Annotated in this window: 18 protein-coding genes; 6 read left to right on the top strand and 12 right to left on the bottom strand. The window is 72.3% G+C overall.

Annotated features, from left to right (window positions below):
- The 3 genes from ACIQNG_RS24555 to dxr all read right to left on the bottom strand — a co-directional run.
- On the bottom strand, window positions 1–196 hold a 196-nt coding region (locus ACIQNG_RS24555), incomplete at its 3' end, for a flavodoxin-dependent (E)-4-hydroxy-3-methylbut-2-enyl-diphosphate synthase (RefSeq protein ID WP_401487784.1).
- A gap of 171 nt (window positions 197–367) precedes the next feature.
- Window positions 368–1,660: a M50 family metallopeptidase gene (locus ACIQNG_RS24550; protein ID WP_401487797.1), complete on the bottom strand. Its 1,293-nt coding sequence runs from the start codon at window positions 1,658–1,660 to the stop codon at window positions 368–370.
- An 8-nt stretch (window positions 1,661–1,668) separates the two neighbouring features.
- Window positions 1,669–2,967 carry a 1-deoxy-D-xylulose-5-phosphate reductoisomerase gene (gene dxr / locus ACIQNG_RS24545; RefSeq protein ID WP_401487782.1) on the bottom strand — a complete coding sequence of 433 codons (1,299 nt, stop codon included), beginning with the start codon at window positions 2,965–2,967 and terminating at the stop codon, window positions 1,669–1,671.
- A 211-nt stretch (window positions 2,968–3,178) separates the two neighbouring features.
- On the opposite strand from dxr, the gene ACIQNG_RS24540 reads away from it, so the two are divergent.
- A complete protein-coding gene (locus ACIQNG_RS24540) occupies window positions 3,179–3,634 on the top strand; it encodes a lamin tail domain-containing protein (protein WP_401487780.1) in 456 nt (151 codons plus the stop codon).
- A 71-nt stretch (window positions 3,635–3,705) separates the two neighbouring features.
- On the opposite strand, the gene ACIQNG_RS24535 is transcribed toward ACIQNG_RS24540, so the two are convergent.
- The 3 genes from ACIQNG_RS24535 to gabT all read right to left on the bottom strand — a co-directional run bounded on the left by ACIQNG_RS24535 (window position 3,706) and on the right by gabT (window position 8,963).
- The gene (locus tag ACIQNG_RS24535; protein WP_401487778.1) at window positions 3,706–5,637 is read right to left on the bottom strand and encodes an acyl-CoA dehydrogenase family protein; all 1,932 of its coding nucleotides are present in this window, start codon (window positions 5,635–5,637) and stop codon (window positions 3,706–3,708) included.
- Between the two features lie 317 nt (window positions 5,638–5,954).
- Window positions 5,955–6,881, bottom strand: a complete 927-nt coding sequence (locus tag ACIQNG_RS24530; RefSeq protein WP_401487776.1) for a hypothetical protein — start codon at window positions 6,879–6,881, stop codon at window positions 5,955–5,957.
- Between the two features lie 747 nt (window positions 6,882–7,628).
- Entirely contained in the window at window positions 7,629–8,963 is a 1,335-nt protein-coding gene (gene gabT, locus ACIQNG_RS24525; protein ID WP_401432689.1) for a 4-aminobutyrate--2-oxoglutarate transaminase, read from the bottom strand.
- Between the two features lie 1,042 nt (window positions 8,964–10,005).
- Between gabT and ACIQNG_RS24520 the strand changes: the two genes are divergently transcribed.
- Entirely contained in the window at window positions 10,006–12,297 is a 2,292-nt protein-coding gene (locus ACIQNG_RS24520) for an ATP/GTP-binding protein (RefSeq protein WP_401487774.1), read from the top strand.
- Between the two features lie 189 nt (window positions 12,298–12,486).
- Complete coding sequence (locus ACIQNG_RS24515) at window positions 12,487–14,031, top strand: PucR family transcriptional regulator (RefSeq protein ID WP_401432683.1); 1,545 nt, start codon at window positions 12,487–12,489, stop codon at window positions 14,029–14,031.
- 128 nt (window positions 14,032–14,159) lie between these two features.
- On the opposite strand, the gene ACIQNG_RS24510 is transcribed toward ACIQNG_RS24515, so the two are convergent.
- The 4 genes from ACIQNG_RS24510 to ACIQNG_RS24495 all read right to left on the bottom strand — a co-directional run bounded on the left by ACIQNG_RS24510 (window position 14,160) and on the right by ACIQNG_RS24495 (window position 17,821).
- On the bottom strand, window positions 14,160–14,990 hold the full coding sequence (locus ACIQNG_RS24510) for a phosphotransferase (RefSeq protein ID WP_401487772.1): 831 nt from the start codon (window positions 14,988–14,990) through the stop codon (window positions 14,160–14,162).
- Between the two features lie 643 nt (window positions 14,991–15,633).
- Window positions 15,634–16,101: a hypothetical protein gene (locus tag ACIQNG_RS24505; RefSeq protein ID WP_401487770.1), complete on the bottom strand. Its 468-nt coding sequence runs from the start codon at window positions 16,099–16,101 to the stop codon at window positions 15,634–15,636.
- 107 nt (window positions 16,102–16,208) lie between these two features.
- Entirely contained in the window at window positions 16,209–16,457 is a 249-nt protein-coding gene (locus ACIQNG_RS24500) for a hypothetical protein (protein ID WP_401487768.1), read from the bottom strand.
- A 200-nt stretch (window positions 16,458–16,657) separates the two neighbouring features.
- The gene (locus ACIQNG_RS24495) at window positions 16,658–17,821 is read right to left on the bottom strand and encodes a helix-turn-helix domain-containing protein (protein WP_401487766.1); all 1,164 of its coding nucleotides are present in this window, start codon (window positions 17,819–17,821) and stop codon (window positions 16,658–16,660) included.
- Between the two features lie 391 nt (window positions 17,822–18,212).
- Here ACIQNG_RS24495 and ACIQNG_RS24490 point away from each other — a divergent pair, with 391 nt between their 5' ends.
- Together ACIQNG_RS24490 and ACIQNG_RS24485 are read left to right on the top strand one after the other, a co-directional pair.
- The gene (locus tag ACIQNG_RS24490; RefSeq protein WP_401487764.1) at window positions 18,213–19,658 is read left to right on the top strand and encodes an aldehyde dehydrogenase family protein; all 1,446 of its coding nucleotides are present in this window, start codon (window positions 18,213–18,215) and stop codon (window positions 19,656–19,658) included.
- Between the two features lie 192 nt (window positions 19,659–19,850).
- Window positions 19,851–20,312, top strand: coding sequence for a Fur family transcriptional regulator (locus ACIQNG_RS24485; protein ID WP_401487762.1), 462 nt, complete (start codon window positions 19,851–19,853; stop codon window positions 20,310–20,312).
- A 23-nt stretch (window positions 20,313–20,335) separates the two neighbouring features.
- Here ACIQNG_RS24485 and ACIQNG_RS24480 read toward each other — a convergent pair whose 3' ends face one another.
- Window positions 20,336–20,545 (bottom strand): DUF2180 family protein, encoded by a 210-nt coding sequence (locus ACIQNG_RS24480; protein WP_401432669.1) that lies wholly within the window; start codon window positions 20,543–20,545, stop codon window positions 20,336–20,338.
- A 208-nt stretch (window positions 20,546–20,753) separates the two neighbouring features.
- On the opposite strand from ACIQNG_RS24480, the gene ACIQNG_RS24475 reads away from it, so the two are divergent.
- Complete coding sequence (locus ACIQNG_RS24475; RefSeq protein WP_401487758.1) at window positions 20,754–21,446, top strand: phosphatase PAP2 family protein; 693 nt, start codon at window positions 20,754–20,756, stop codon at window positions 21,444–21,446.
- Here ACIQNG_RS24475 and ACIQNG_RS24470 read toward each other — a convergent pair.
- Window positions 21,385–23,235, bottom strand: coding sequence for a chitinase (locus ACIQNG_RS24470; protein ID WP_401487756.1), 1,851 nt, complete (start codon window positions 23,233–23,235; stop codon window positions 21,385–21,387). The genes ACIQNG_RS24475 and ACIQNG_RS24470 overlap by 62 nt on opposite strands.
- Between the last annotated feature and the right edge of the window lie 97 nt (window positions 23,236–23,332).

Here is a 23,332-nt window from a genome sequence, read left to right as displayed (position 1 = left end):
GGCAGCCCGACGCGGTCAGCTCGGCGATCTGCTGAAGGGTCGCGCCGATGTCGGACGTACGGGTCGTCGTCATGGACTGCACGGAGACGGGGGCGTCGCCGCCGACCGCTACGGAGCCGACCTGGATCTGCCGGCTCTTGCGGCGCTCAGCGATCTTGAGCGGTACGGACGGCATGCCGAGAGAAATCGCAGTCATCTGCTGTGCAACCCCAAGTCGTGGTTCAAGGTCCGGCCCCGTGAACGCGACGGGCTCCGGGCTCCGAGGTTACGGCACCACCCCTGGGCCGGGCACATCACACAGCCAAACCCACCGGGACAACGGCGGCCGGACACCCGTACGCACCCGCCCGCCGTGTCTCCCGGGCCGCTACGAGATTCTCACCGGGTTCACCACATCCGCGATCAGGACGAGGACGGTGAAGCAGATGAAGACCCCGGCGACCACATAGGCCAGGGGCATCAGCTTGGCGACATCGAACGGGCCGGGGTCGGGGCGGCGCAGCAGCCGGGCCAGATGACGGCGCAGGGACTCCCACAGGGCGCCCGCGACATGGCCGCCGTCGAGCGGCAGCAGCGGGAGCATGTTGAACAGGAACAGGGAGAGGTTGAAGCCCGCCACCAGCATCAGCGCCATCGCGACCTGCTGGCTGGGCGGGATGTCCAGGGTGAAGATCTCGCCGCCGACCCGGGCCGCGCCGACCACGCCCATCGGGGAGTCCGCCTCGCGCGGTCCGTCACCGAAGGCGGCGTCCCACAGCGCGGGGACCTTGGAGGGCAGGGCGGCGAGGGAGTCCACGGCGTCGCCGACGCGGTCGCCCATCCAGGTCACCGACTCGCCGAAGTCCTGGCGGACGACACCGGTGGCGGCGCTGAAGCCGAGGAAGCCGGCGCTGACGTACTGGCCCTCGACGATCTGGCCGTTGGAGTCCTTCTTGGCGACCTGGTTGGTGGCGATGGTGGCGTGCAGGGTGATGTCCTCGCCGCCGCGCTCCACGACGATCGGGACGTCCTTGCCGGGGTTGGCGCGGATCAGGTCGGACAGTTCGTTCCAGTCGTCGGTGCGCACCCCGTCGAAGGAGACGATCTTGTCGCGGGGGTGGAGTCCCGCGGCGGCGGCCGGGGAGGGCGCGTCGGCCTTGGTGCAGGAGTCGCGGTTCTCGCTCTGGGCGATGACGCACTGGGAGACCGAGCTGACCGTGGTGGTCTGCTGGGAGATGCCGAAGCCCATGAGGACGGTGAGGAACAGGGCCGCGGCGAGGATCAGATTCATGAAGGGGCCGGCGAACATCACGATGACCCGTTTCCACGGCTTGCGCGTGTAGAACAGGCGGGTCTCGTCGCCGGGCTTCAGTTCCTCGAAGGCGGCCGAGCGGGCGTCCTCGATCATGCCGCGCCACGGTGAGGTGGAGCGGGCCTCGATCCTGCCGTCGGGGCCGGGCGGGAACATGCCGATCATGCGGATGTAGCCGCCGAGCGGGATGGCCTTGATGCCGTACTCGGTCTCGCCCTTGTTCCGGGACCAGAGGGTGGGGCCGAAGCCGACCATGTACTGCGGCACCCGGATGCCGAACAGCTTGGCCGTGGAGAGATGTCCCAGCTCGTGCCAGGCGATCGAGACCAGCAGACCCACCACGAACACGACTATGCCGAGGATCATCATCAGGGTCGTCATGCACGCGCCTCCGCGGTGGCCGTCTGTGCTGTCTGTGCCGTCAGTGCCGTCTGTGCCGTCTGTGCCGTCAGTTCCCGGACCCGGGCGCGTGCCCAGGTCTCCGCTTCGAGGACGTCCGACACGGTGAGCGGGGTTCCCGATCCCGGGGTGCCGTGCTCCTCGACGACCCGTGTGACGGTCTCCATGATCCCGTTGAACGGGAGCGCTCCCTGGCGGAAGGACTCCACGCACTCCTCGTTGGCGGCATTGAACACCGCCGGGGCGGTCCCCGCGAGCTGTCCGACGTGCCGGGCGAGGTTGACCGAGGGGAACGCCTCGTTGTCGAGGGGGAAGAACTCCCAGGTGGAAGCCTTGCTCCAGTCGAAGGCGGGGGCCGCGTCGGGGATGCGCTCGGGCCAGCCGAGACCGATGGCGATGGGCCCGCGCATATCGGGGGGCGTGGCCTGGGCGAGGGTGGACCCGTCGGTGAACTCGACCATGGAGTGGACGTAGGACTGCGGGTGCACGACGACCTCGATGCGGTCGAAGGGGATGTCGTACAGCAGGTGCGCCTCGATGACCTCCAGACCCTTGTTGACCAGGGTCGCGGAGTTGATGGTGATCACCGGCCCCATGGCCCAGGTGGGGTGGGCGAGGGCCTCCTCCACGGTGACGTGGGCGAGGTCGGCCTTGGTCCGGCCGCGGAAGGGGCCGCCGGAGGCGGTGACCACCAGCTTGCGCACCTCGGCGCGGGTGCCGGCGGCGAGGGCCTGGAAGAGGGCGGCGTGCTCGGAGTCGACCGGGATGATCTGGCCGGGCTCGGCCAGCGCCTTGACCAGCGGGCCGCCGACGATGAGCGACTCCTTGTTGGCGAGCGCGAGGGTGCGGCCCGCCTCCAGGGCGGCGAGGGTCGGGGCGAGGCCGATGGAGCCGGTGATGCCGTTGAGCACGGTGTGGCAGGGGGAGGCGGCGAGCTGGGTGGCCGCGTCCGGCCCGGCCAGCAGCTCGGGCAGCGGCTCACCCGGCCCGTACCGGGCGCTGAGGGCCGCGCGCAGCGCCGGTACGGCGTCCTCGCGGGCGACCGCGACGGTCCTGACGCCCAGCCGGTGCGCCTGCTCGGCGAGGAGGGCGGCGCGGGAGCCGTTGGCGGAGAGCGCGGTGACCCGGAACCGGCCGGGGTTGCGCAGCACGAGATCGATGGCCTGGGTGCCGATCGACCCGGTGGAGCCGAGGATCACCACGTCCCTGGGGCCACCGCCCGCGACTGGGTCGTGGACCAGGTGGGGGTCGGCGAGTGGGGCTGGACTGTCGCTCATCGCTCCATTGTGGCCGCATCGGCTGTCGGGGAGGACAAGGGTGTCCCCCAGAGGGGCCGCGCCGTGGACGAAGTACGGAAATGGCGCTTTGTGAACCCCCGGTGAAGATCGTGTGATACCACTTCTTTCGCGGGCCGGTGGACGACCGGTTCCCGCGGTTCTCGCATCGGTCTCCGATGCCTTCTGACGACGTCCCTGGGGGGATTCCCACATGCGCATGCGCGCTGCTCTCACCCTGCCCGCTCTCGCCGGCGCGGCCGTGCTCACCGGCACCCTGCTGTCCAGCCCCGCCCAGGCGGCCGGCGGCGTGGTGATCCACCGGGTGTGGTTCGACAGCCCCGGTTCGGACAACCGCTCCAACTCCAGCCTCAACGCGGAGTGGGTCCAGATCAAGAACACCGGCCGCTCCGCGATCTCGCTGAAGGGCTGGGTGCTGAAGGACAAGTCCAACCACAAGTACGTCTTCGCCAACGTGAAGATCGGCGCGGGCAAGACGATGAAGATCCGGACCGGGAGCGGCGGCGACACGGCCGCGAACAAGTACCAGGACCGCCGGGCCTACGTGTGGAACAACACCAGTGACACGGCGACGCTGACCAAGTCGAACGGGTCCAAGGTCGACACCTGCTCCTGGACGACCCGGGACCCCAGCGACAAGAAGTGCTGAACCCGGCCTGACCGCCGGAGCCTGTCGTCCGGCGGCAGGGGCGACGCCGGGATGATCCGAAACGACAGGCCCTAGCGGATCGGGCGGTGCAGGTTCTCCGTCCGCGACGGACCGGGGGTTGCGTCCGCGATCCACGGTCCGTCCCCGGACGGGTCCAGGACCCCCTCCTCCAGCCAGGTGTACTCGCCCGCCAGCACGCCCTTGACCACCGTGCGGTCCACCGCGTCCGTGTTGGTCCACAGGCGCCCGAAGAGTTCCTCGACGCGGATGCGGGACTGGCGGCAGAAGGCGTCGGCGAGCCGGTAGGCGGCCCGGCCCTCCTCGCCCTGGCGGCGCAGGAGTTCGGCGCGTACGCAGGCGGCGCTCATCGCGAAGAGTTCGGCGCCGATGTCCACGATCCGGCCCAGGAAGCCCTGCTTGGTCTCCATCCGGCCCTGCCAGCGGGACATGGCGTAGAAGGTGGAGCGGGCCAGCTTGCGGGAGGTGCGTTCGACGTACCGAAGATGCGGCGAGAGGTCGACGCCGTGTTTGAATTCGGCGTACGAGGACGGGAGTTGGCCGGGTCCCGCGACCAGCCTGGGGAGCCACTTGGCGTAGAAGACCCCGGCGTGGGCGCCCGCTCTCGCCTTGTCCTGGAGGGATTTCTCGGGGTCGATGAGGTCCCCGGCGACCGAGAGATGGGCGTCGACGGCCTCGCGAGCGATCAGGAGGTGCATGATCTCCGTCGAGCCCTCGAAGATGCGGTTGATCCGCAGATCCCTCAGCAGTTGTTCGGCCGGGACCGCGCGCTCGCCCCGCGCCCGCAGGGACTCGGCCGTCTCGAAGCCGCGTCCGCCGCGGATCTGGACCAGTTCGTCGGCCATCAGACAGGCCATCTCGGAGCCGTAGAGCTTGGCGAGGGCGGCCTCGATCCGGATGTCGTTGCGGTTCTCGTCGGCCATCTGGGAGGACAGGTCGACCACGGCCTCCAGCGCGAAGGTGGTGGCCGCGATGAAGCTGATCTTCGCGCCGACGGCCTCGTGCAGCGCGACCGGCTTGCCCCACTGCTCCCGGGCGGCCGACCACTCACGGGCGATCTTCAGACACCATTTCCCGGCGCCGACGCACATCGCGGGCAGGGAGAGCCGGCCGGTGTTGAGGGTGGTGAGCGCGATCTTCAGGCCCGCGCCCTCGAGGCCGATGCGGTGGGCGGCCGGGACCCTGACCCGGTGGAAGCGGGTGACACCGTTCTCGATGCCGCGCAGCCCCATGAAGGCGTTGCGGTGCTCGACGGTGACGCCCTCGGCGGCGGCCTCGACCACGAAGGCCGTGATGCCGCCCTTGTGGCCCTCCGACGTCGGCACCCGGGCCATCACCACCAGCAGGTCGGCGACGACCCCGTTGGTGGTCCACAGTTTCACTCCGTCGAGGACGTAGTCGTCGCCGTCGGGGACCGCCGTGGTGGCCAGCCGGGCCGGGTCGGAGCCGACGTCCGGCTCGGTGAGCAGGAACGCGGAGATGTCGGTACGGGCGCAGCGCGGCAGGAAGGTGTCCTTCTGCTCCTGGGTGCCGAACACCTTCAGCGGCTGCGGTACGCCGATCGACTGATGGGCCGAGAGCAGCGCGCCGACGGCCGGGCTGACGGAGCCGACCAGGGCGAGGGCCTTGTTGTAGTACACCTGGGTCAGGCCCAGGCCGCCGTACCGCGGGTCGATCTTCATGCCGAGCGCGCCGAGTTCCTTGAGTCCGGCGATCACGTCGTCCGGGATCCGGGCGTCCCGCTCGATAACCGCGGGGTCGATCCGCTGCTCGCAGAAGACACGCAGGTCGGCGAGGAAGCGCTCGCCGCGCCGGACATCCTCGTCGGCGGGGAGCGGGTGGGGGTGGATGAGGTCGAGCCGGAAGCGGCCGAGGAACAGTTCCTTGGCGAAGCTCGGCCTGCGCCAGTCCTGCTCGCGGGCCGCCTCCGCCACCTGACGTGCCTCGTGCTCGCTGACGGTGGGCCGGGTGGGGGTTGCGGTCATCTCGCTCACCTCGCCGCGTGACGGGATCGTGGTCGTTGGGGGGGCCATGGGTTCCATGGGGTCCATGGGGTCCATGGGAAGCCGGGGGTCCACGGGGGGCCGTGGGTCCACGGGGAGCCATGGAGGGCCTCGGGTCCATGGGGTCCATGGGGTCCATCGGCATCCTCGGGTCCACGAGGGGAGCCATGGGGTCCATGGGCATCCTCGGGTCCATGAGGGAGCCATGGGTTACCGACGGGTGCTACCCGTTCGTTCGTACCGGATCCCGGACGAACCGACCACCCCGGGCGCAGCCGTTCGGCCCACCGCGGACGCCGTCAGAAGCCGCCGCCGAACGAGAATCCGCCTCCGTACGGCGCCCCGCCCGCGCCCTGGCCGCTGGGGCGGGAGGCGCCTCGGCCGGTCGGGGGGATCCGCGAGGGGCGTTCGCTGCGGCGGTCGGGTATCTCGGACGGGGAGTCCCAGTACGAGTGGGTGACCGCGGCCCACCAGAGCGCGAAGTTCCCGGCCAGATCGCCCACCGCGCACTCCCGGGCCACCCGCATCGTCGCCCGCTCGTCCCACCGGCAGCCGAGCCGGCCCGGCCGGGCCTCCTTGGCGAGGGCCTTGAGCTTGCGTTCCAGGGCCGCCGCCGTGAGCGGTTCCCGTGAGGAGCGGACGGCGTCGCCCGGGCGGGCGGCGGGCGGGACGTCGTAGCGGTGGACCCAGACGGTGCGCTCGCCGCCCCGCTCGGTCAGTGTCCAGCCCCACACCGCCTGTGCGGCCACCGTCAGATGGAGCCGGGCCTGTTCACGCCGTTGCCGCTGTTCGCGTTCGGCCCGTTCCCGCCAGCGGCCGGCCAGTTCCTCCTGGCGGCGGCGCCGCTCGGCCCGTTCGGCGAGTCTGCGGCGCTCGATCTCCGCGATGACCGGCTGGTACGCCCGCACCGCCGCTCGCAGTTCCGCATGGCACCGCTCGGCGGCCTCTGCCCTGCGGCGGGTCCCGCCCGGCAGGAACCGGTTGCGCGGGCTGGTCTGCGCGGCGGCGCGCTCGCGTTCGGTGACCGTGACGGTCTCCTGGAAGCGGCGGGTGGCCAGCAGCCAGGCCCCGTGCTCCTCCCGGGTCGCCGCCACCGAGTCGGTGTGGCTCCAGTCGATCCGTTCCGGCAGGTCCTCGGCCAGCCGGGAGAACATCGCGTCGGCGGGCTCGCCGAAGCTGCCGCCGACCTGACACACCAGTTCCCTCAAGACAACGCGACCGCTCATGGGCATCGTCGCCCCTCCCTCCCGACGGGGATACGACCCACCAGAATCGGCCCCGGGCGGCCCGCCGGGAAGAGGGGGAGGGGGGCGGACAGGGGGCGGACGGGGGGACGGAGGGGAACAGAGAAGAGAGGGTGAGGGAGCGGGCCTCGGGGAGGGTCGGGGGAGGTCGGGGAAGGTCGGGGAGGGCCTTCGGAGGTCCAGACCGGTGGCGGCCGGAAGGCGCTGTCGGAGGAGGCGGCCCGGCCGTGAGGCGGTGAGGCGATGAGGCGATGAAAGGCGGCGCGGCGGCGGGGCCGGACGGGGGCCCGGACATGCCGAAGGGCCGGCACAAGGGGGGGTGTGTGCCGGCCCTTCGAAGGGCGTACCGGGGCGTACCGTCCGGGTCCCCCGTGAGCTGCTCCCGCAGGCATCGGTCCGGTTCCGCGTCGGCCGTCCGGATCGGAACGCCGACCGCCCCGGGGGGTGTGGGGCGGGCGACCGTCCGATCGTGAGGTGTTCCGGGGCCCAGGGCCCCGAAGGTGTGCGCGAGGGCACGACCAGGGCGAAGCTGGGGAGGCCCCGTCCTGTTCCGCTCACAGTCCCCTGTGGGCGGGTCCATCTCTCATCCGGGTAGAAGCTACGTCAGCGGCCCCGGGCGTGGACAGCCCGATCGGCCTCCCGCCATCCACCTCGCACACCTTCTTCACACCCTGCGGGCTGCTTCACATCCTCGCCCGGGGACCGCCGCAGGGGTGGGGAAGCGGGCGGTCAGACGCCGGCGAATGCCTGCTCGATGATGTCGAGGCCCTCGTTGAGCAGGTCCTCGCCGATCACCAGCGGGGGCAGGAAGCGCAGCACGTTGCCGTAGGTGCCACAGGTCAGGACCAGCAGGCCCTCGGCGTGGCACGCCTTGGCGAGGGCGGCGGTCGCCTCGGGGTTGGGCTCCTTGGTCGTACGGTCCTTGACCAGCTCGACGGCGATCATCGCGCCACGGCCGCGGATGTCGCCGATGAGGTCGAACTTCTCGGCCATGGCGGTGAGGCGGGCCTTCATGACCGTCTCGATGTGCTTCGCCTTGGCGTTGAGGTCCAGCTCCTTCATCGTCTCGATGGCACCGAGCGCGCCCGCGCAGGCCACCGGGTTGCCGCCGTAGGTGCCGCCGAGGCCGCCGGCGTGCGCGGCGTCCATGATCTCGGCGCGGCCGGTGACGGCGGCCAGCGGCAGACCGCCGGCGATGCCCTTGGCGGTGGTGATCAGGTCGGGGACGATGCCCTCGTCCTCGCAGGCGAACCACTGGCCGGTGCGGCAGAAGCCGGACTGGATCTCGTCGGCGACGAAGACGATCCCGTTGTCGTTGGCGAACTTCACGATCTCCGGCAGGAAGCCCTTGGCCGGCTCGATGAAGCCGCCCTCGCCGAGCACCGGCTCGATGATGATCGCGGCGATGTTGTCGGCGCCGACCTGCTTCGACATCTGGTCGATCGCCTGCTTGGCGGCCTCGGGGCCGGCGTTCTGCGGGCCGGTCGGCCAGCGGTAGCCGTAGGCGACCGGGACGCGGTAGACCTCGGGCGCGAAGGGGCCGAAGCCGTGCTTGTACGGCATGTTCTTCGCGGTCAGCGCCATGGTGAGGTTGGTGCGGCCGTGGTAGCCGTGGTCGAAGACCACGACGGCCTGGCGCTTGGTGTGCGCGCGGGCGATCTTGACGGCGTTCTCGACGGCCTCGGCGCCCGAGTTGAACAGTGCCGTCTTCTTGGCGTGGTCGCCCGGGGTCAGCTCGGCGAGCGCCTCGGCGACCTCGACGTACCCCTCGTAGGGCGTGACCATGAAACAGGTGTGGGTGAAGTCGGCCAGCTGGGCGGCGGCCCGGCGTACGACGGCCTCGGCGGAGGCGCCCACGGAGGTCACGGCGATGCCGGAGCCGAAGTCGATGAGCCGGTTGCCGTCGACGTCCTCGATGATCCCGCCGCCCGCGCGCGCGGTGAAGACGGGCAGCACGGAGCCCACGCCCTGGGCGACCACGGCGGTACGGCGGGCCTGAAGCTCCTGCGACTTCGGGCCGGGGATGGCGGTGACGACGCGGCGCTCCTGCGGAACTGCGGTCATGGGGGCTCCCTGTGATCTTGCGTTTCGGGCGTGTCGACGGGGGTGAGAGGTCGACGGCGGTGCTTTTCGGACGCTTGCCTTCTTTTTCTCGCAGGCTAGGGCGGCGGGCGGGACGCGGGCATGCTCCATGTGGGCGTTTTCGGCGGGGCGCGTTGTCCGTCGTGGACATACCCGCGGACGGGCCACGGACGCGCGACGGACGGGCGACGGACGGGCCGTGCACCGGCGGCTCGGCCGGATGCGGCCACGTATGCGGTGAACTCCCCTTGCGGGGGCGTTAGATTGACTCGCTGACGGTGGACGGAACGGCTGGTCAGGGGGCAAGGCGATGGACAGCGACGGGACGCAGGACGCGCGGGGCACACACGCGAGCCCCGTACCGCGCCCGACGGTGCCACCGGACGCACCTGTCGTGCCACCCCGTCCGGCCGGGGCGCCGGGGGCTCAGGGCACTTCGGCGGGGCCGGAGGGGGGCGGCGCCTACGGGGCTCCGCCTGGGCCGGACGGAACTCCACCTGGGCCGGAGCGGCTGCCGGGGGTGCCAGGGACGCCGTACGGGACGCCGTACGGGACCCCGCCGAGGTCGGGCGTGGCGCCCGGGGCGGGCGCGGCACCCGGGCCGGACGGGACCCCGTACGGGACCCCACCGAGGCCCGGCGTGGCACCCGGGGCGGGCGCGGCACCCGGGGCCGGCTACAGCCCGGGGCACGAGTCCGTGCCGGGCCCGGGACACCGTTCCGGCGACGGCCAGGGGCACCAGCCCCCGTACGGCCAGGGGCATCAGCCCCCGTACGGCCCGGGGCGCCAGCCGGGCCCCGCTCCCGGTCCCGGGTCGGGGGCAGGGGCAGGGTCCGAGTACGGCGGAGGGCACGGCCCTGCACAGGGCCCCGCGCAGAGCCCCGCCCACGGCCCGGGCCACCCGCCCCCGTACCGCCCCGGACACCCCCCCGCACAGGGCCCCGCCCACGACCGCGCCGAGCCGGCGTACGGCTCCCGGTACGGCGCCCCTCCCCCGCCCCTGACCGCCCCCGGCGTCCCAGGGGTGCCGCCTCCGCCCCTCGCCGCCCCCGGCACGCCTCCGGTCTCCGTCGTCGCCGGGTGGCTGGACACCCCGCGGCCGGTGGCGCGGCCGGGGATCTGGCGGTTCGGGTACCGGCCGCCGGAGCCGGACGCGGGGGGCGGGCGGCTGGCGCCGATCACGGTGGTCGGGCTGCTGATCCCGCTGGCGGTGACGCTGGTGCTGTGGTCGCTGTGGCGGCAGGGCGCGATCCCCTACCAGTTCGCGCCGCTCAGGCTGGCCACCCCCGACACCTGGTGGTGGGGCGGCACGATCGCCTCCCCCAAGGAGATGGAGGGCGCCGAGGCCCGGATCGTCTACGACGGGGTCTTCTTCGCCGTACTCGTCTGCTCGATGGGCCGGCTCGGGAGCTGGCCCGAGGTGATCCGGTACGCGATCGGCCGCCGTCCGCAGCCCGCGCGCGCCCTGCTGGCGCTGCTGGCCGCGCTCGCCGTGCTGAGCTTCGTCTTCCCCGACGCCTTCGGCGTCGGCTGGGACGCGCTGCCCGTGGTGGCGCCGCTGCTCTCGCTGACCGCGCTGGTCTCCGGCGGCTACGACCTGTTCGCTTCACAACTCTTCGTGGACTCCCTGTACGGGCTGATCACCCTGCTGGTGGTCTGGCCGTTCGCCCGGGTCGGCGGCTGGCTCCCCTACGCCCCTGCCCTGCTCGACGCCCGCTCGCGGCAGCAGCCGGTCACCGGGCCCGCCGAGCCGCCGCGCTCGCAGTGGCCCGCGCTGCGCGGCGCCGGTCAGCACCAGGCGGCCGACCTGCTCACCACCGAGGTGCTGAGCGGGCGGATGAACGACGTGGACTGCGCCCGCGTCGACCGCGCCTGGGCGCACACGCAGGGCGACGGCACCCGTCTGGCCGCCTTCACCGAGACCGTGCTCCAGCACGGCGCCGCCGCCTGGACCCATCCCTCAGGCGCCCGGGACCTGCCCGGCCGCGGCGCCCGGCACGATCTGCTCGCCGGTCAGGTGCGCATCGGCCGCTGGGTCGCCGGGGACCGCACCCCGCCCGAGCACCGGGACGCGGGCGCCGCGCTCGGCCCGGACGTCCTCGCCACCTCGCTGCTGGTGGTCGGTCCGTCGGGCGCGGGCAAGACCCGGCGGCTGACCGGGCCGCTGGTCGAGTCCCTCGCCCTGGGCGCGCTGACCGGGGCCGGCTCGGTCGTCGCCGTCTCGGCGGCGGGCACCCGGCTGGGCCCGGACACGTCGTACGACGTCGTCGTACGGATCGGCGACCCCGCCTCCGTGCACGACCTGGACCCCTACGCGGAGAGCGACGACGCCGACGAGGCCGCGGGGATCCTCGCCGAGGCGCTGATCGGGGATGTCGAGGCGGTCGGCAACCAGAGCGCGGCCACCGCGCTGGCCCAGCTCCTCGGCCCGTACCGGGCGGTGCACGGGCGTTTCCCCGCGCTGCCGGTGCTGCGCGAGTTGCTGGAGGGCGATCCGGGGGCGCTGGCCGGGCTGCGGGACGCGCTGGCCGGTGAGGGGCACACCGTGATGCGCCGGGAGCTGGAGGCGCGGCTGCGGCAGAGCGGTACGCCCGCCGATGTGGGCCCGGCCCTCGCGGACCGGCTGGCGCTGCTCGACCGTCCGGTGTTCGCGGACTTCTTCGGGGGCGGTGGGGCCGCGCGGCCCTTCTCGCTGCGGGCGGTGGCCGGGCATCCGCTGCGGGTGCGGATCGATCTGCCCGAGCGCGGGCACGAGGAGGCGGCCCGGCTGATCGCCCGGCTGGTGCTGGCCCAGTTCGCGGCGGTCGTCCGGGACGGGCGGCGCCCGCACTTCGCCTGTCTGGTCCTCGACGACGCCACCGGCACGGTCACCGCCGAGTCGGTGCGCCGGATCCAGGGGCTGCGCTCCCGGAACGCCGGGGTGGTGCTCGCCCTGCGGACCATCGGGGATGTGCCCGAGCCGCTGCACGGGCCGCTGTTCGCGGCGGTGGGCTGCCGGATGGCGTTCTCCGGGGTGACGACCTGGGACGGCGGCCGGTTCGCCCAGGCGTGGGGCACGGAGTGGGTGGAGACCCGGGAGGTCGCCAAGCACACCGTCTTCGCCGACCAGCCGATGACCCGGGCGATCCACGCCCTGCGCAAGCTGGTCACCGGCAAGGCGGTGACGACGGACGCGGTGACCGTGCGCCAGGTGGAGCGCGAGCGCTGGTCGGCCTCGCAGCTCGCCCACGACCTGCCGCCGGGCCACGCGGTGCTGTCACTGACCGACGTGCGGGGCGAGCATGCCCCGCCGGGCCTGGTGCGACTGGACGGCTGACCGGCGGGGGCCCGATCGACCGTACAGTGAGGCAGAATCGAGAGAGGCCGTTCATACACGACGGCCAAGTGATCACAGAAGTCACCGGACCGATCAGCGATCACCGATCACCGATCACCGATCACGGATCACCGATCACGGATCACCGGTGACTGCTGCGTGCTGACCCTCACCGACCGAAGGCCCGCCATGCCCCCCACGCTCGCCTCGCTGGTCCACCACTCCGCGCTGCGGCTGACCGTGCGGGCGGGCGGCGACCGGCTGGACGTCCCGGTGCGCTGGGCGCACGTCAGCGAGCTGGCCGACCCCGTGCCGTACATGGAGGGCGGGGAGCTGCTGCTGACCACCGCGCTCCAGCTCGACGCGGAGAACCCGCAGGCCATGCGCCGCTACGTGCGGCGGCTGACGGGCGCGGGCGTGGTCGGCCTCGGCTTCGCGGTGGGCGTGAACTACGACGCCACCCCCGGGGCGCTGCTCGGCGCGGCCGAGGAGGAGGGGCTGCCGCTGCTGGAGGTGCCGCGCCGCACCCCGTTCCTCGCGATCACCAAGGCGGTGTCGGCGGCCATCGCCGCGGACCAGTACCGGGCGGTCACCGCGGGTTTCGCCGCCCAGCGCGAACTGACCCGGCAGACCCTGTCCGGCGGCCCCGAGGGGCTGCTGGGCGCGCTCGCCGGACAGCTCGACGGGTGGGCGGCGCTCTACGACGCCTCGGGTGCCGTCGTCGCGGTCGCGCCGGAGTGGGCGGGGCGCCGGGCGGCCCGGCTCACCGCCGACGTGGAACGGCTGCGGGACCGTCCGGCGCCGGCCAGTTCGGTGGTGGGCGGGCCCGAGCACGAGGACCGGGTCGAGTTGCACACCCTGGGCACCGGCCGCCGCCCGCGCGCCGCCCTGGCCGTGGGTACGGCCGCCGCCCTCGGCACGGCCGAGCGGTACGCCGTCCACTCGGCCATCGCCCTGCTCACCCTCACCACGGAACGCTCGCGCTCGCTGCACGCGGCCGAGCAGCGCATCGGCACGGCGGTGCTGCGGATGCTGCTCGCGGGGGAGCCGGACCATGCCCGGGCGGTCGCGGGCGAGTTGTATGGCCCGCTGCTCGACGCCCCCTTCCGGCTCCTGCTCGCCGAGGGCCCGGCGGCGGCGGACGCCCTGCCCGAGCGGCTGGAGACGGCCGCCGCCCGCGCGGGCGAGGCGATCCTGGTCGTTCCGGAGGGCGAGCGGCTGGTGGTGCTGGCGGCGGACGGCGGGGCGGCGACGGCGGCGTGCGAGGAGTACGCGGCGACCGTCACCGAGGCCGCGGCCGACGAGGTCGTCCCGGTGTCCGTCGGCCTGTCCGGCCCGACCGGCCCGACCACGGTGCCGAGCGCGTACAAGCAGGCGGAGCAGGCTCTGTCGGTGGCCCGCCGCCGGGGCCGCGCCCTGGTGGAGCACGAGCGGCTGGCGGCGGGCTCGGTCCTCCCGCTCCTCGCCGACGACGCGGTACGCGCCTTCGCCGACGGCCTGCTCCGGGCCCTGCGCGACCATGACGCCACCGGCCGCGGCGACCTGGTCGCCTCCTTGCGGGCCTGGCTCTCCCACCACGGCCAGTGGGACGCCGCCGCCGCCGACCTGGGCGTCCACCGCCACACCCTGCGCTACCGCATGCGCCGGGTCGAGGAGATCCTGGGCCGCTCCCTGGACGACCCGGACGCAAGAATGGAACTCTGGCTAGCCCTCAAGGCAACAGACCCCCGCTAGCCGCTGTGGCGTCCCACGGTGCGCCGACCCGTGGCGGAGCTAGGGCCCAGGGCTTGGTTTCCACCGTGCCGCAGCGCGGGACGTACGGGGCCGAGTCGACGGGCGGAGAGCGCAGGGACGACCAAAGGTCAGCCAGTCGCCGGTACTTGCCGGACACCGGCCGGTGCGCGGGGGAAGTCGAGCAAAGCCTGAAACCGTGCGTTGCTCGCTGCTGAGTCCTGGTCCCCCACACCAGCCGTGAATTCCCGGCATGTTCCGGCCACGAATGCCTCAACCGCGCGGGGGTCCGCATGTTGCCAACTGGGGATGCCTGACAACCATGCACCGGTGGCCTCGGGCGTCTGTCCGAAGCACATCATCCAGGTGGCGGTGTAGGCGGCGTCGACCCAAGCGGGTCCGAGTGCGGTTAGGGCCCAATCCACGAGGTAGGCGTGTCCGGGGTGGCTGATCAGGACATTGTGGGGGTTGGTGTCCGTGTGGAGCAGGTGGGTTCCGCGTAGTGCTTCCGCTTCCCGTGGGGTGAGGTGTCCGGCGAACCGGTCCGCCAACTGCGGGACGGGAAAGGCAGGTGTCCGGAGGTGGCGGAGTTGGCGCATGGTGTGTGCGAGGGGGACGAGGTCGCGGGTTCCGGGGCCGTAGTCGACATGGCGTCCGTTGATGTGGATGAACGCAAGGCAGAGCCACCCGCCCGTTTCAAACCGATAGCGAACCGTTGGGCTGACTCCACCGACCGCGCTGTTGATCCGCTCTTCCCAGAGCAGAGCTGCGACTCCTGCCGCATCGGACGTCCGCACCCCTTTCAGGAACAGCCGTCCGTTTCTCCGGGTCTCCGCGACCAGGGCAAGCGCACAGTTGAAACCACTGGTGACGACTTCTGAGGTGACCACCGGACCGGTGCGCGCTTCCACCGCTTCACGCAGGGCGGCGGGAAGTTCTTCCCATGGAACGCGTTCTGTCATCGGTTTCTCCATCCATGCCGGAAGGGCCCCGGGCTGGCATCCCTTCCGGTCGTTCTGGTGGCTGCTACTTCGTGGCCCCGCACTTGCGGCACCGGTCAGCGCCACTCCACTTGACCCACTGGTGGTCACAGTCTTCGTTCAGAATCCACGGCTTCATCGCTGAACCTTCCTGGTCGGGTGTCTTTCTGGAACCGCCCCCCGCCGAGTCAGTGACGTCCGTCCGGGGGCGGGGTCTCAGGCACCGGCGACCGGGCGACGTGTCGGTGTCCCTTCGTGCGCCTGGTTCTCGTGCAGCGCGCGGAGGTCCCTGGTGCGGGCGACGGCTTGCATGTCGCCCGCTGCCGCTCGGTCGTGCAGGTGTGCTTGCAGGGCTCGGCACCATGCACATCGGGCGGGGTCGGGCGGCCCGGGGCGGTCGGTGACGAGAGAGGTGAAGGTCATGGTGTCTCCGGAGGTTCGGCCCCGGTCGCCCCGGATGGGGTGGGGCTGACCGGGGCCGGGGGCGAGGCCATGCGCAGGGTCGTCCCTACCGCCCTCGCGAGATTCTCCGCAGCGGGTGTCGCTGCTTCGCGGGGCGGTTGCTGATGGGGGTGGGTGGTCCGCCCCTCCGTCGCTGTCCCTTGTACGGATGGGCGGACCGGTCTCAGGGCGGGGTGAGCACCAGCTCGGCCAACCGCTTCCGGTGCCGTCCCCGTACGGTCGGGAGCGACGGGTGCGGGGCCGCGCGGGCGTTCACCGGCCAGACGGTGAACGAGTAGATCCCGCTGTGGTCGGCGACGATCAGCGCCCACGGGTCCCCGCCGCGCAACTGCCGGTACGCGTCCAGCCGTTCGGTTGCGGATGCGGCCCACTGGCGTAAGCGGGTCGGTACGTCGCCCTCGGCGGCCACCACATCGGGAGCGGGGCGAAGTGCCGGTCCGGGGCACCAGGGCACCCCGGGGGCGGGGTCGAGCCGTTCGGCGATGTGCAGCGCACGCCTGGCCGCCCATCCGAGGGCCGGCTTGATGAACGGGGACCTGAACCGGCCCAGCGTCACGCACACGTTCTGGCACCGCCCGTAGACGGGTCCCTCGGCCGTGATCTCCGCCCAGTAGGCGTGTGGCGCGGTCACGTCGTCACCCCCACGATCGTGTGCGGGTCGACATCTGGGGGCCTTGCGGCAATCCGGCGGTGCGACGAACCAGGACGAGAGCAGGCCGAAGACCCGCAAACCGCACCTCATAAGACCTCACCCCGGCTCCGGGCATTCGCGAGCGCGGTTTCAGCCCGTAGACGCTCGGCAGGGTCCGCGAGGCGTAACTGTGTGGGCCTTACTTCCCACTCGATGCCGCCGCCCACGGGACGCAAAGTCCAGTACGGGCCCATGACACCTCGAAATTCGCCGAGCTGGTTCGCGGCGGTGTCCACCAGCACCGTGGCTACGTTCGGAGGTCGGTTCACTGCGCGCCCCCGGATTTGGGAGCGCACCTTTTCGGCACTGCGGCGGGGAGGAGAACAAGGGGCGCGGGGCACGGAGACTCCGGCCACAGACCAGCGGAGGCATCCACTAGTGCGCGTCGGCGGGCACGGTCGGCGGGGCTTCGTCGGGGGGCATGCATCGACGCTAGGACTGCCAGGGGCCCACTGTCTGTGGCACTTCAACTACACACAGTGCGAAAGTGCCACCGCTACAGGCTCAGGTGCAGCGCATCGGCCATGCGGCGCATCTCGGGGGTGAGGGTGCGTCGCCCGTCGATGATGGTTTGGAGCGTGTTCCGGGCGAACGGTTGGTTGGGGAACCACTCGGGCGACCCGGCTTGAATCTCGCTCAACTTGCCGAAAGCTTCCGCGAACTGTCCAAGGCGCGCATGTGCGCTGGCTACGTCCAGCCCATGCCGACTGCGGGCGCTGCTCGACGGGCGGACCGAGTAGAGCGGCATGCGCTCGGCGAGGCGAAGCACGCTGTCCGGTCGGTCCTTGACCAGGGCATCCTCAACCGTGTGCATCCGAACCGTGGTGGGGCCGAACGTCCGTACGTTCTCGTGCTCCAGGCGTACCTCGCGCCCGATGGCAGTCGCGGCACTTCGGGCCAGTCTCAACATGTCGGAGGCGACGCCAGTTTGGTTGTTACGTGCTGCCGCGCCGGACGCTCGCAGCAGCAGGAGCCCCCACGCGGACAGCTCCGCATCCGTGGCGCGACTCATGCGGGGCTCCATCTCGTCGGCCCACTGTGTTGCGAGCGACAGAGCTTCGTCCAGCCGTCCCTGCCGGATCCGCAGCCACGCAAGAGTGTTGACGCTCGCTGATCCCTCCATTCGGTCCTGAGCGTCCGCCAGGGCGCGGCGGACCACTGGTTCCGCAATGTCGAACTGTCGTGTGTGTGTCAGCGCGCCCGCCGCGAGTTGCAACACCCGGACACGGACCCCCCGCCCTTCGTCGCTCAAGGTGTCGGCGTCGCGCAGCAACGACGGCAGAACCGCAGCGAGTTCGGTGAACCGATGATCCCGGTAGAGCGGGACCGACGCGGCCAGGACGCGCGCAACCCCGGTCGGCGTGGCGGGGGCGTCGCCGTCCGGAGCGGGGGGGCGCATGAGTTCGGCTCGCACCGGTGCCCACAGTTCGCGCGTCCCCGCGTGGGCCCCTTCCTCCCGGGGTTCGGTGACCAGGGCCATGGTCGGCAGCCGCAGCGCCCTAGCGAGCGCGTGGAGTGTTTCCATGCGGGCCCCGGAGCGCTCCCCCTGTTCGAGCTTGCGGATCGTGGAGACAGAGACCCCCGAGTGGGTGGCCAACTCGCGCTGTGTGAGCCCGGTTCGCTTACGGGCGTCCTTGATTTTCTTCCCCGCATACGTCATGGAGTCAGGGTACGACTACGGAAGGCAACCTGTATCGGATGCGCGACCCGGGCGGCTGGTCCACGCCGATCCGCGCGGTCTGTCAGCAGGAGGGTGCCCGAGAGGGGTAGAGCCCCCTCCCACCATCTCCGGGAGACCTTGAATCCCCACAGCTCCAGGAGTGCCCCCCCCCCCCCCCCCCACCCACCCAGGGGCGCGGGGAACTGCGCACCACCCCCCACCACCCGCACCCGCCCATCCCCCGCCCGGCAGGGCCCCCGCTCCCCATACGACAATCCGGCAAATCCCACCCCCCAACCCCGACGGTTCGGACAACCGGCCCGCCACCCCTCCCCGCCTACCGTTGGATACCACCCGCACATCCGAACCACCACCGAAGGGCCGGGCCCCTATGACCGCCACCCACGCCTTCTGGCTCGCCGGCCGTCAGGCCACCGGCGACGACACCTTCGCCGTCACCTCCCCGTGGGACGACCGGGAGGTCGGCACGGTCAGTGTGCCGACCGAGGCCCAGGTCGAGGAGGCCGTCGCCGCCGCGTACGCCGTCCGTGAGGACTTCGCCGCCACCCCCGCGCACGTCCGCGCCGCCGCCCTGGACCACGTCAGCCGCCGGCTGGCCGACCGCACCGAGGAGATCGCGCAGCTCATCTCCGCCGAGAACGGCAAGCCGATCAAGTGGGCGCGCGGCGAGGTCGGCCGGGCGGTCTCGGTGTTCCGGTTCGCCGCCGAGGAGGCCCGCCGCTTCAACGGCGGCGAGGCCCAGCGCCTGGACACGGACGCCGGCGGCCAGGGCCGCCTCGCGGTGACCCGCCGTTTCCCGAAGGGCGTCGTCCTCGGTATCGCGCCGTTCAACTTCCCGCTCAACCTGTGCGCCCACAAGGTGGCCCCGGCGATCGCGGCGGGCGTCCCGATCGTGCTGAAGCCGGCCCCGGCGACCCCGCTGTCCGGTCTGGTCCTCGGTGAGCTTCTCGCGGAGACCGAGCTTCCGGCCGGTTCCTGGAGCATCCTGCCGGTGCCGAACGACCGGATGCCCGCCCTGGTCCAGGACGAGCGGCTGCCGGTGATCTCCTTCACGGGCTCCGAGAAGGTCGGCTACGCGATCATGGACTCGGTGCCGCGCAAGCACTGCACGCTGGAGCTGGGCGGCAACGGCGCGGCCGTGGTGCTGGCCGATTTCGCCTCCGAGGCGGACCTGGACCATGCCGCCCACCGCATCGCGACCTTCTCCAACTACCAGGGCGGTCAGTCCTGCATCTCCGTGCAGCGGGTGATCGCGGACGCGTCGGTGTACGACCGGCTGCTCCCGAAGATCGTGGCGGCGGTGGAGGCGCAGGTGACGGGCGACCCGTCCGACGCGGCCACCGATGTCGGCCCGCTGGTCAGCGAGGACGCCGCGGTGCGGGTGGAGTCCTGGGTGGACGAGGCCGTGGGCGCGGGCGCCCGGCTGCTGACCGGCGGGAAGCGCGACGGGGCGTCCTACGCGCCGACCGTGCTGACCGACGTACCGGCCGACGCGACGCTCGCGCGCGAGGAGGTCTTCGGACCGGTCCTCACCGTGCAGCGGGTCGACGGCGAGGCCGCGGCGTTCGCGGCGGTCAACGCCTCCAAGTACGGTCTCCAGGCGGGTGTGTTCACCCATGACGTGCAGACCGCCTTCCGTGCCCACCGCGCCCTTGAGGTCGGCGGCGTGATCATCGGCGACGTCCCGTCCTACCGGGCCGACCAGATGCCGTACGGCGGCGCCAAGCTCTCCGGCGTGGGCCGTGAGGGCGTGCGGTACGCGATGGACGACTACACCTATGAGCGGGTGCTGGTCCTCACCGGTCTGGCGCTCTGACGCGCCGCCTTCCCGACCGCCGACGGCCGGAGCCCGCTGTGCGGGGGCTCCGGCCGTCGGCGTCCGCCCGGCCTCCGGACCCCGCGACCCCGCGGCCCCGCGACCCTGCCACAGATTTGACCCGGTCAATTTTGACCCCACCGGGTTTGTCGGCATCCTGGAGCGTGAGGTCCGGTACAGGGAGGGCGCATCATGAACACCGTCACCGAGCGGCTGGCCGGCGAGATGCTCAGGGAGAAGGGGCTGCGCAGCACGGTGCAGCGCCGGGCGGTGCTGACCGCGCTGCTGGGGAACCCGCACTCCACGGCGTCCGAGATCGAGACCCGGGTCGGGGTGGGCGCGGCGGGGCCCGGCGGCCTGTCGCGGCAGGGGCTCTACAACGTGCTGGAGGATCTGACCGCCGCGGAGCTGATCCGCTGTATCGAGCCGGCCGGGTCACCGGCCCGGTACGAACTGCGGGTCGGGGACAACCACCATCATCTGGTGTGCCGCGCCTGCGGGCGGATCGAGGACGTGGACTGCTCCGTGGGCCGGGCGCCCTGTCTGGACCTGGTCGAGAGCAAGGGCTTCGTGGTGGACGAGGCGGAGATCACCTGGTGGGGGCTGTGCGGCGACTGCGCGCGCGTCGCCCGTACCGCCGCCCGGGGCGCCTGACTGCGGCGTCCCGGGGCGGTGGCTCAGTACGCCGTCTCGGCGGTGTGGCAGGTGCCGCAGACGAAGCGGCGGGCCCGCACCGGGGCGGTCGACGGGCCCAGGCCGTTGGACTGGGACACCTGGGCGGTGAGGACCCGGGCGTGGTCCTGGCAGGCGGCGAGTCCGCAGCGGGCGCAGACACCGACGGCGGAGGTGCCGGCGCGGTCCTCAAGGGTGCAGTCGTAGCAGGTCATGGGGGTGCTCCAGGGCAGGGAAGGGGTTCGAGCGGGGGCCGCGCTCCAGCGCGGGGCGGAGGAGGCGGACGAGGTGCCGCGGTCGACGGTGACCGGGGGCGTGCCTCACTCCCGTATCTCAAGCTAACCATCAGTTTGGACTGAGTCAATTTTAGCCGGTGGGTGGTCGATTTCCGGCCCGGCCCGCGCTGCTGCGAAGCTGTCCCCCGTGCCCGTACCGCTCGCTCCCGCCGCCCTCGCCCCGGTCGCCCTTGTCCTCGTGGCGCTCGGCCTGTTCGCGCTGATCACCTGGCAGGTGGTGGCCGGCGGGCCGCTGGTCGGGGTGGACGAGCGGGTCAGTCGGGAGCTGGTGCGGCCGGACGGGTTCTCGGAGTTCCTGTCGGACCTCGGCAACGTGGAGGTCGCCGTGCCCGTGCTGGCGCTCGCCGCCGGGTGGGCCGCCCGGCGGGCGCGGCGGGCGGGGGCGGTGCGCTGGTGGGTCCCGGCGACGGCGGCCCTCGCCCTGATGGCGCTCGTGCCGCTGGTCGTCGTACCGGTGAAGATGCTCACGGACCGGCCGGGGACGCCGGTCGTGCCGCCCGCCACCGGGTACTTCCCGTCCGGGCACACCACCACCGCCCTGGTCGCCTACGGCTGTGCCGTGCTGCTGCTCCTGCCCTGGACGCGCCCGGCGTCCGCGCGCCGCGCCCTGGTGCCGGTGGGCGCGGCGGCGGTGCTCGGGGTGTCGTACGGGCTGGTGCGCCGGGGCTATCACTGGCCGCTGGACGTGGTGGCCGGTTGGTGCCTCGGGGTGGTCCTCCTCACGGTGTTCGTCCGGGTGGTGGCGGGCTGGGGTCCGGTCACGGGAAGTAGCTGTCGAAGTTCCGCTGGAACTCCCAGTTCGCGAACCGGTCCCAGTTGATGGACCAGGTCATCAGGCCGCGCAGGGCGGGCCAGGTGCCGTGGGTGGTGTACGAGCCGCAGTTGGTCTTCTTGGTGAGGCAGTCCAGGGTCTTGGTGACCTCGGCGGGCGAGACGTAGCCGTTGCCCGCGTTGACCGAGGCGGGCATGCCGATGGCGATCTGGTCGGGCCGCAGCGGCGGGAAGACGTTGTTCTGGTTGCCGGCGACCGGGAAGCCGGTGAGCAGCATGTCGGTCATGGCGATGTGGAAGTCGGCACCGCCCATGGAGTGGTACTGGTTGTCGAGGCCCATGATCGGGCCGGAGTTGTAGTCCTGGACGTGGAGCAGGGTGAGGTCGTCGCGCAGGGCGTGGATGACCGGGAGGTAGGCGCCCGCCCGCGGGTCCTGGCCGCCCCAGGGGCCGGTGCCGTAGTACTGGTAGCCGAGCTGGACGAAGAACGTCTCCGGGGCCATGGTCAGGATGAAGTCGGGGCCGTACCGGGCCTTGAGGGTCTTCACCGCCGAGATGAGGTTGACGATCACCGGGGTGGTGGGGTTCTTGAAGTCGGTGTCGTTGGTGTTGAGGGAGAGCGAGTGGCCCTCGAAGTCGATGTCGAGGCCGTCGAGCCCGTACTCGTCGATGATCCGCGAGACGGACGTGACGAAGGCGTCCCGGGCGGCGGTGGTGCCGAGTTGCACCTGGCCGTTCTGGCCGCCGATGGAGATGGTCACCTTCTTGCCGGCCGCCTGCTTGGCCTGGATGGCGGCCTTGAAATCGGCCTCGCTCTCGACGCCGGGGCACTCGGTGGCCGGGCAGCGGGTGAAGCGGATGTCGCCGGAGGTGACGGAGGTCGGCTCACCGAAGGCCAGATGGATGACGTCCCAGCTCGCGGGGACATCGGCGAGCCGGGTGTAGCCGGAGCCGTTGGCGAAGCTGGCGTGCAGATAGCCGACGAGGGCGTGCGGGGGCAGTTGGCCGGGGTTGCCGCCGCCCGGGTTGCCGGTGGTGACGGTGAGGGCCGCCGAGCGCGCCGACTCCCCCGCGTCGTTGACCGCCGCGACCTGGAACGAGTAGGCGGTGGCGGGGGTGAGTCCGGCGACGGTGGCCGAGGTGCCGACCGGGGTCTGGATCCGGACGCCGTCGCGGTAGAGGGCGTAGCCGGTCGCGCCGGTCACCGCGGACCAGGAGAGGGCGGCGCTGGTGGAGGTGACTGCGGTGGACCTGAGTCCGGTGGGTACGGCGGGCGGCTGGCCGGGGTCGACGCCGGGGCCGATCAGGGTGATGTCGTCGGCGTAGTAGGCGGGGGTGCCGTACCAGCCGTGGGTGTAGACGGTGACCCGGGTGGTGGCGGCGCCGGTACGGAAGGTGGTGCTGAGCTGCTGCCAGGTCGAGGCCGACTGGGTCCAGTTGTACGCGTCGGTGGTGCCGGTGCCGCTCACACCGAGGTAGACGTACGAGCCCTGGACATGGCCGCTGAGCGTGTACTGGGCGTTGGGCTGCACGGTGACGGTCTGCGAGCAGCGGGCGTTGTCGCTCCCGGCCGGGGTGCCGCGCAGCGCGGACGTCCCGCTGCGGACCGGGGTGTTGACGGTCGTGCCGCCGGAGCAGGTCCAGTTGTTCAGGCCGGACTCGAAGCCGCCGTTGCGGGCGAGGTCGGTATCGGCGGCATGGCTGCTGACGGCGGAGATGCCGGACGCGGCGAGCGCGGCGGTGGTGAGCAGCGCGAGCAGTCCGCGACGGACGCGGGGTCTGGGGCGGCCGGGGCGGAAGAAGCGGGAGACGCGGGAGATGCGGAGGGAGCGTTCCACGGGTACCTCCGGGCATGGGGAAGGGGAGGGGTGGAGCGTGGCACCGGATCAGGGAGGAACGACGGACGAGCCCTCAACTTGGTCCAGACCAATTCGG

Source organism: Streptomyces sp. NPDC091377, from assembly GCF_044757045.1.
In the GTDB taxonomy this organism is placed as follows: Bacteria; Actinomycetota; Actinomycetes; order Streptomycetales; family Streptomycetaceae; genus Streptomyces.
Note: the sequence above shows the minus strand (reverse complement) of the source record. Positions and strands in the feature narration are given on the sequence as shown.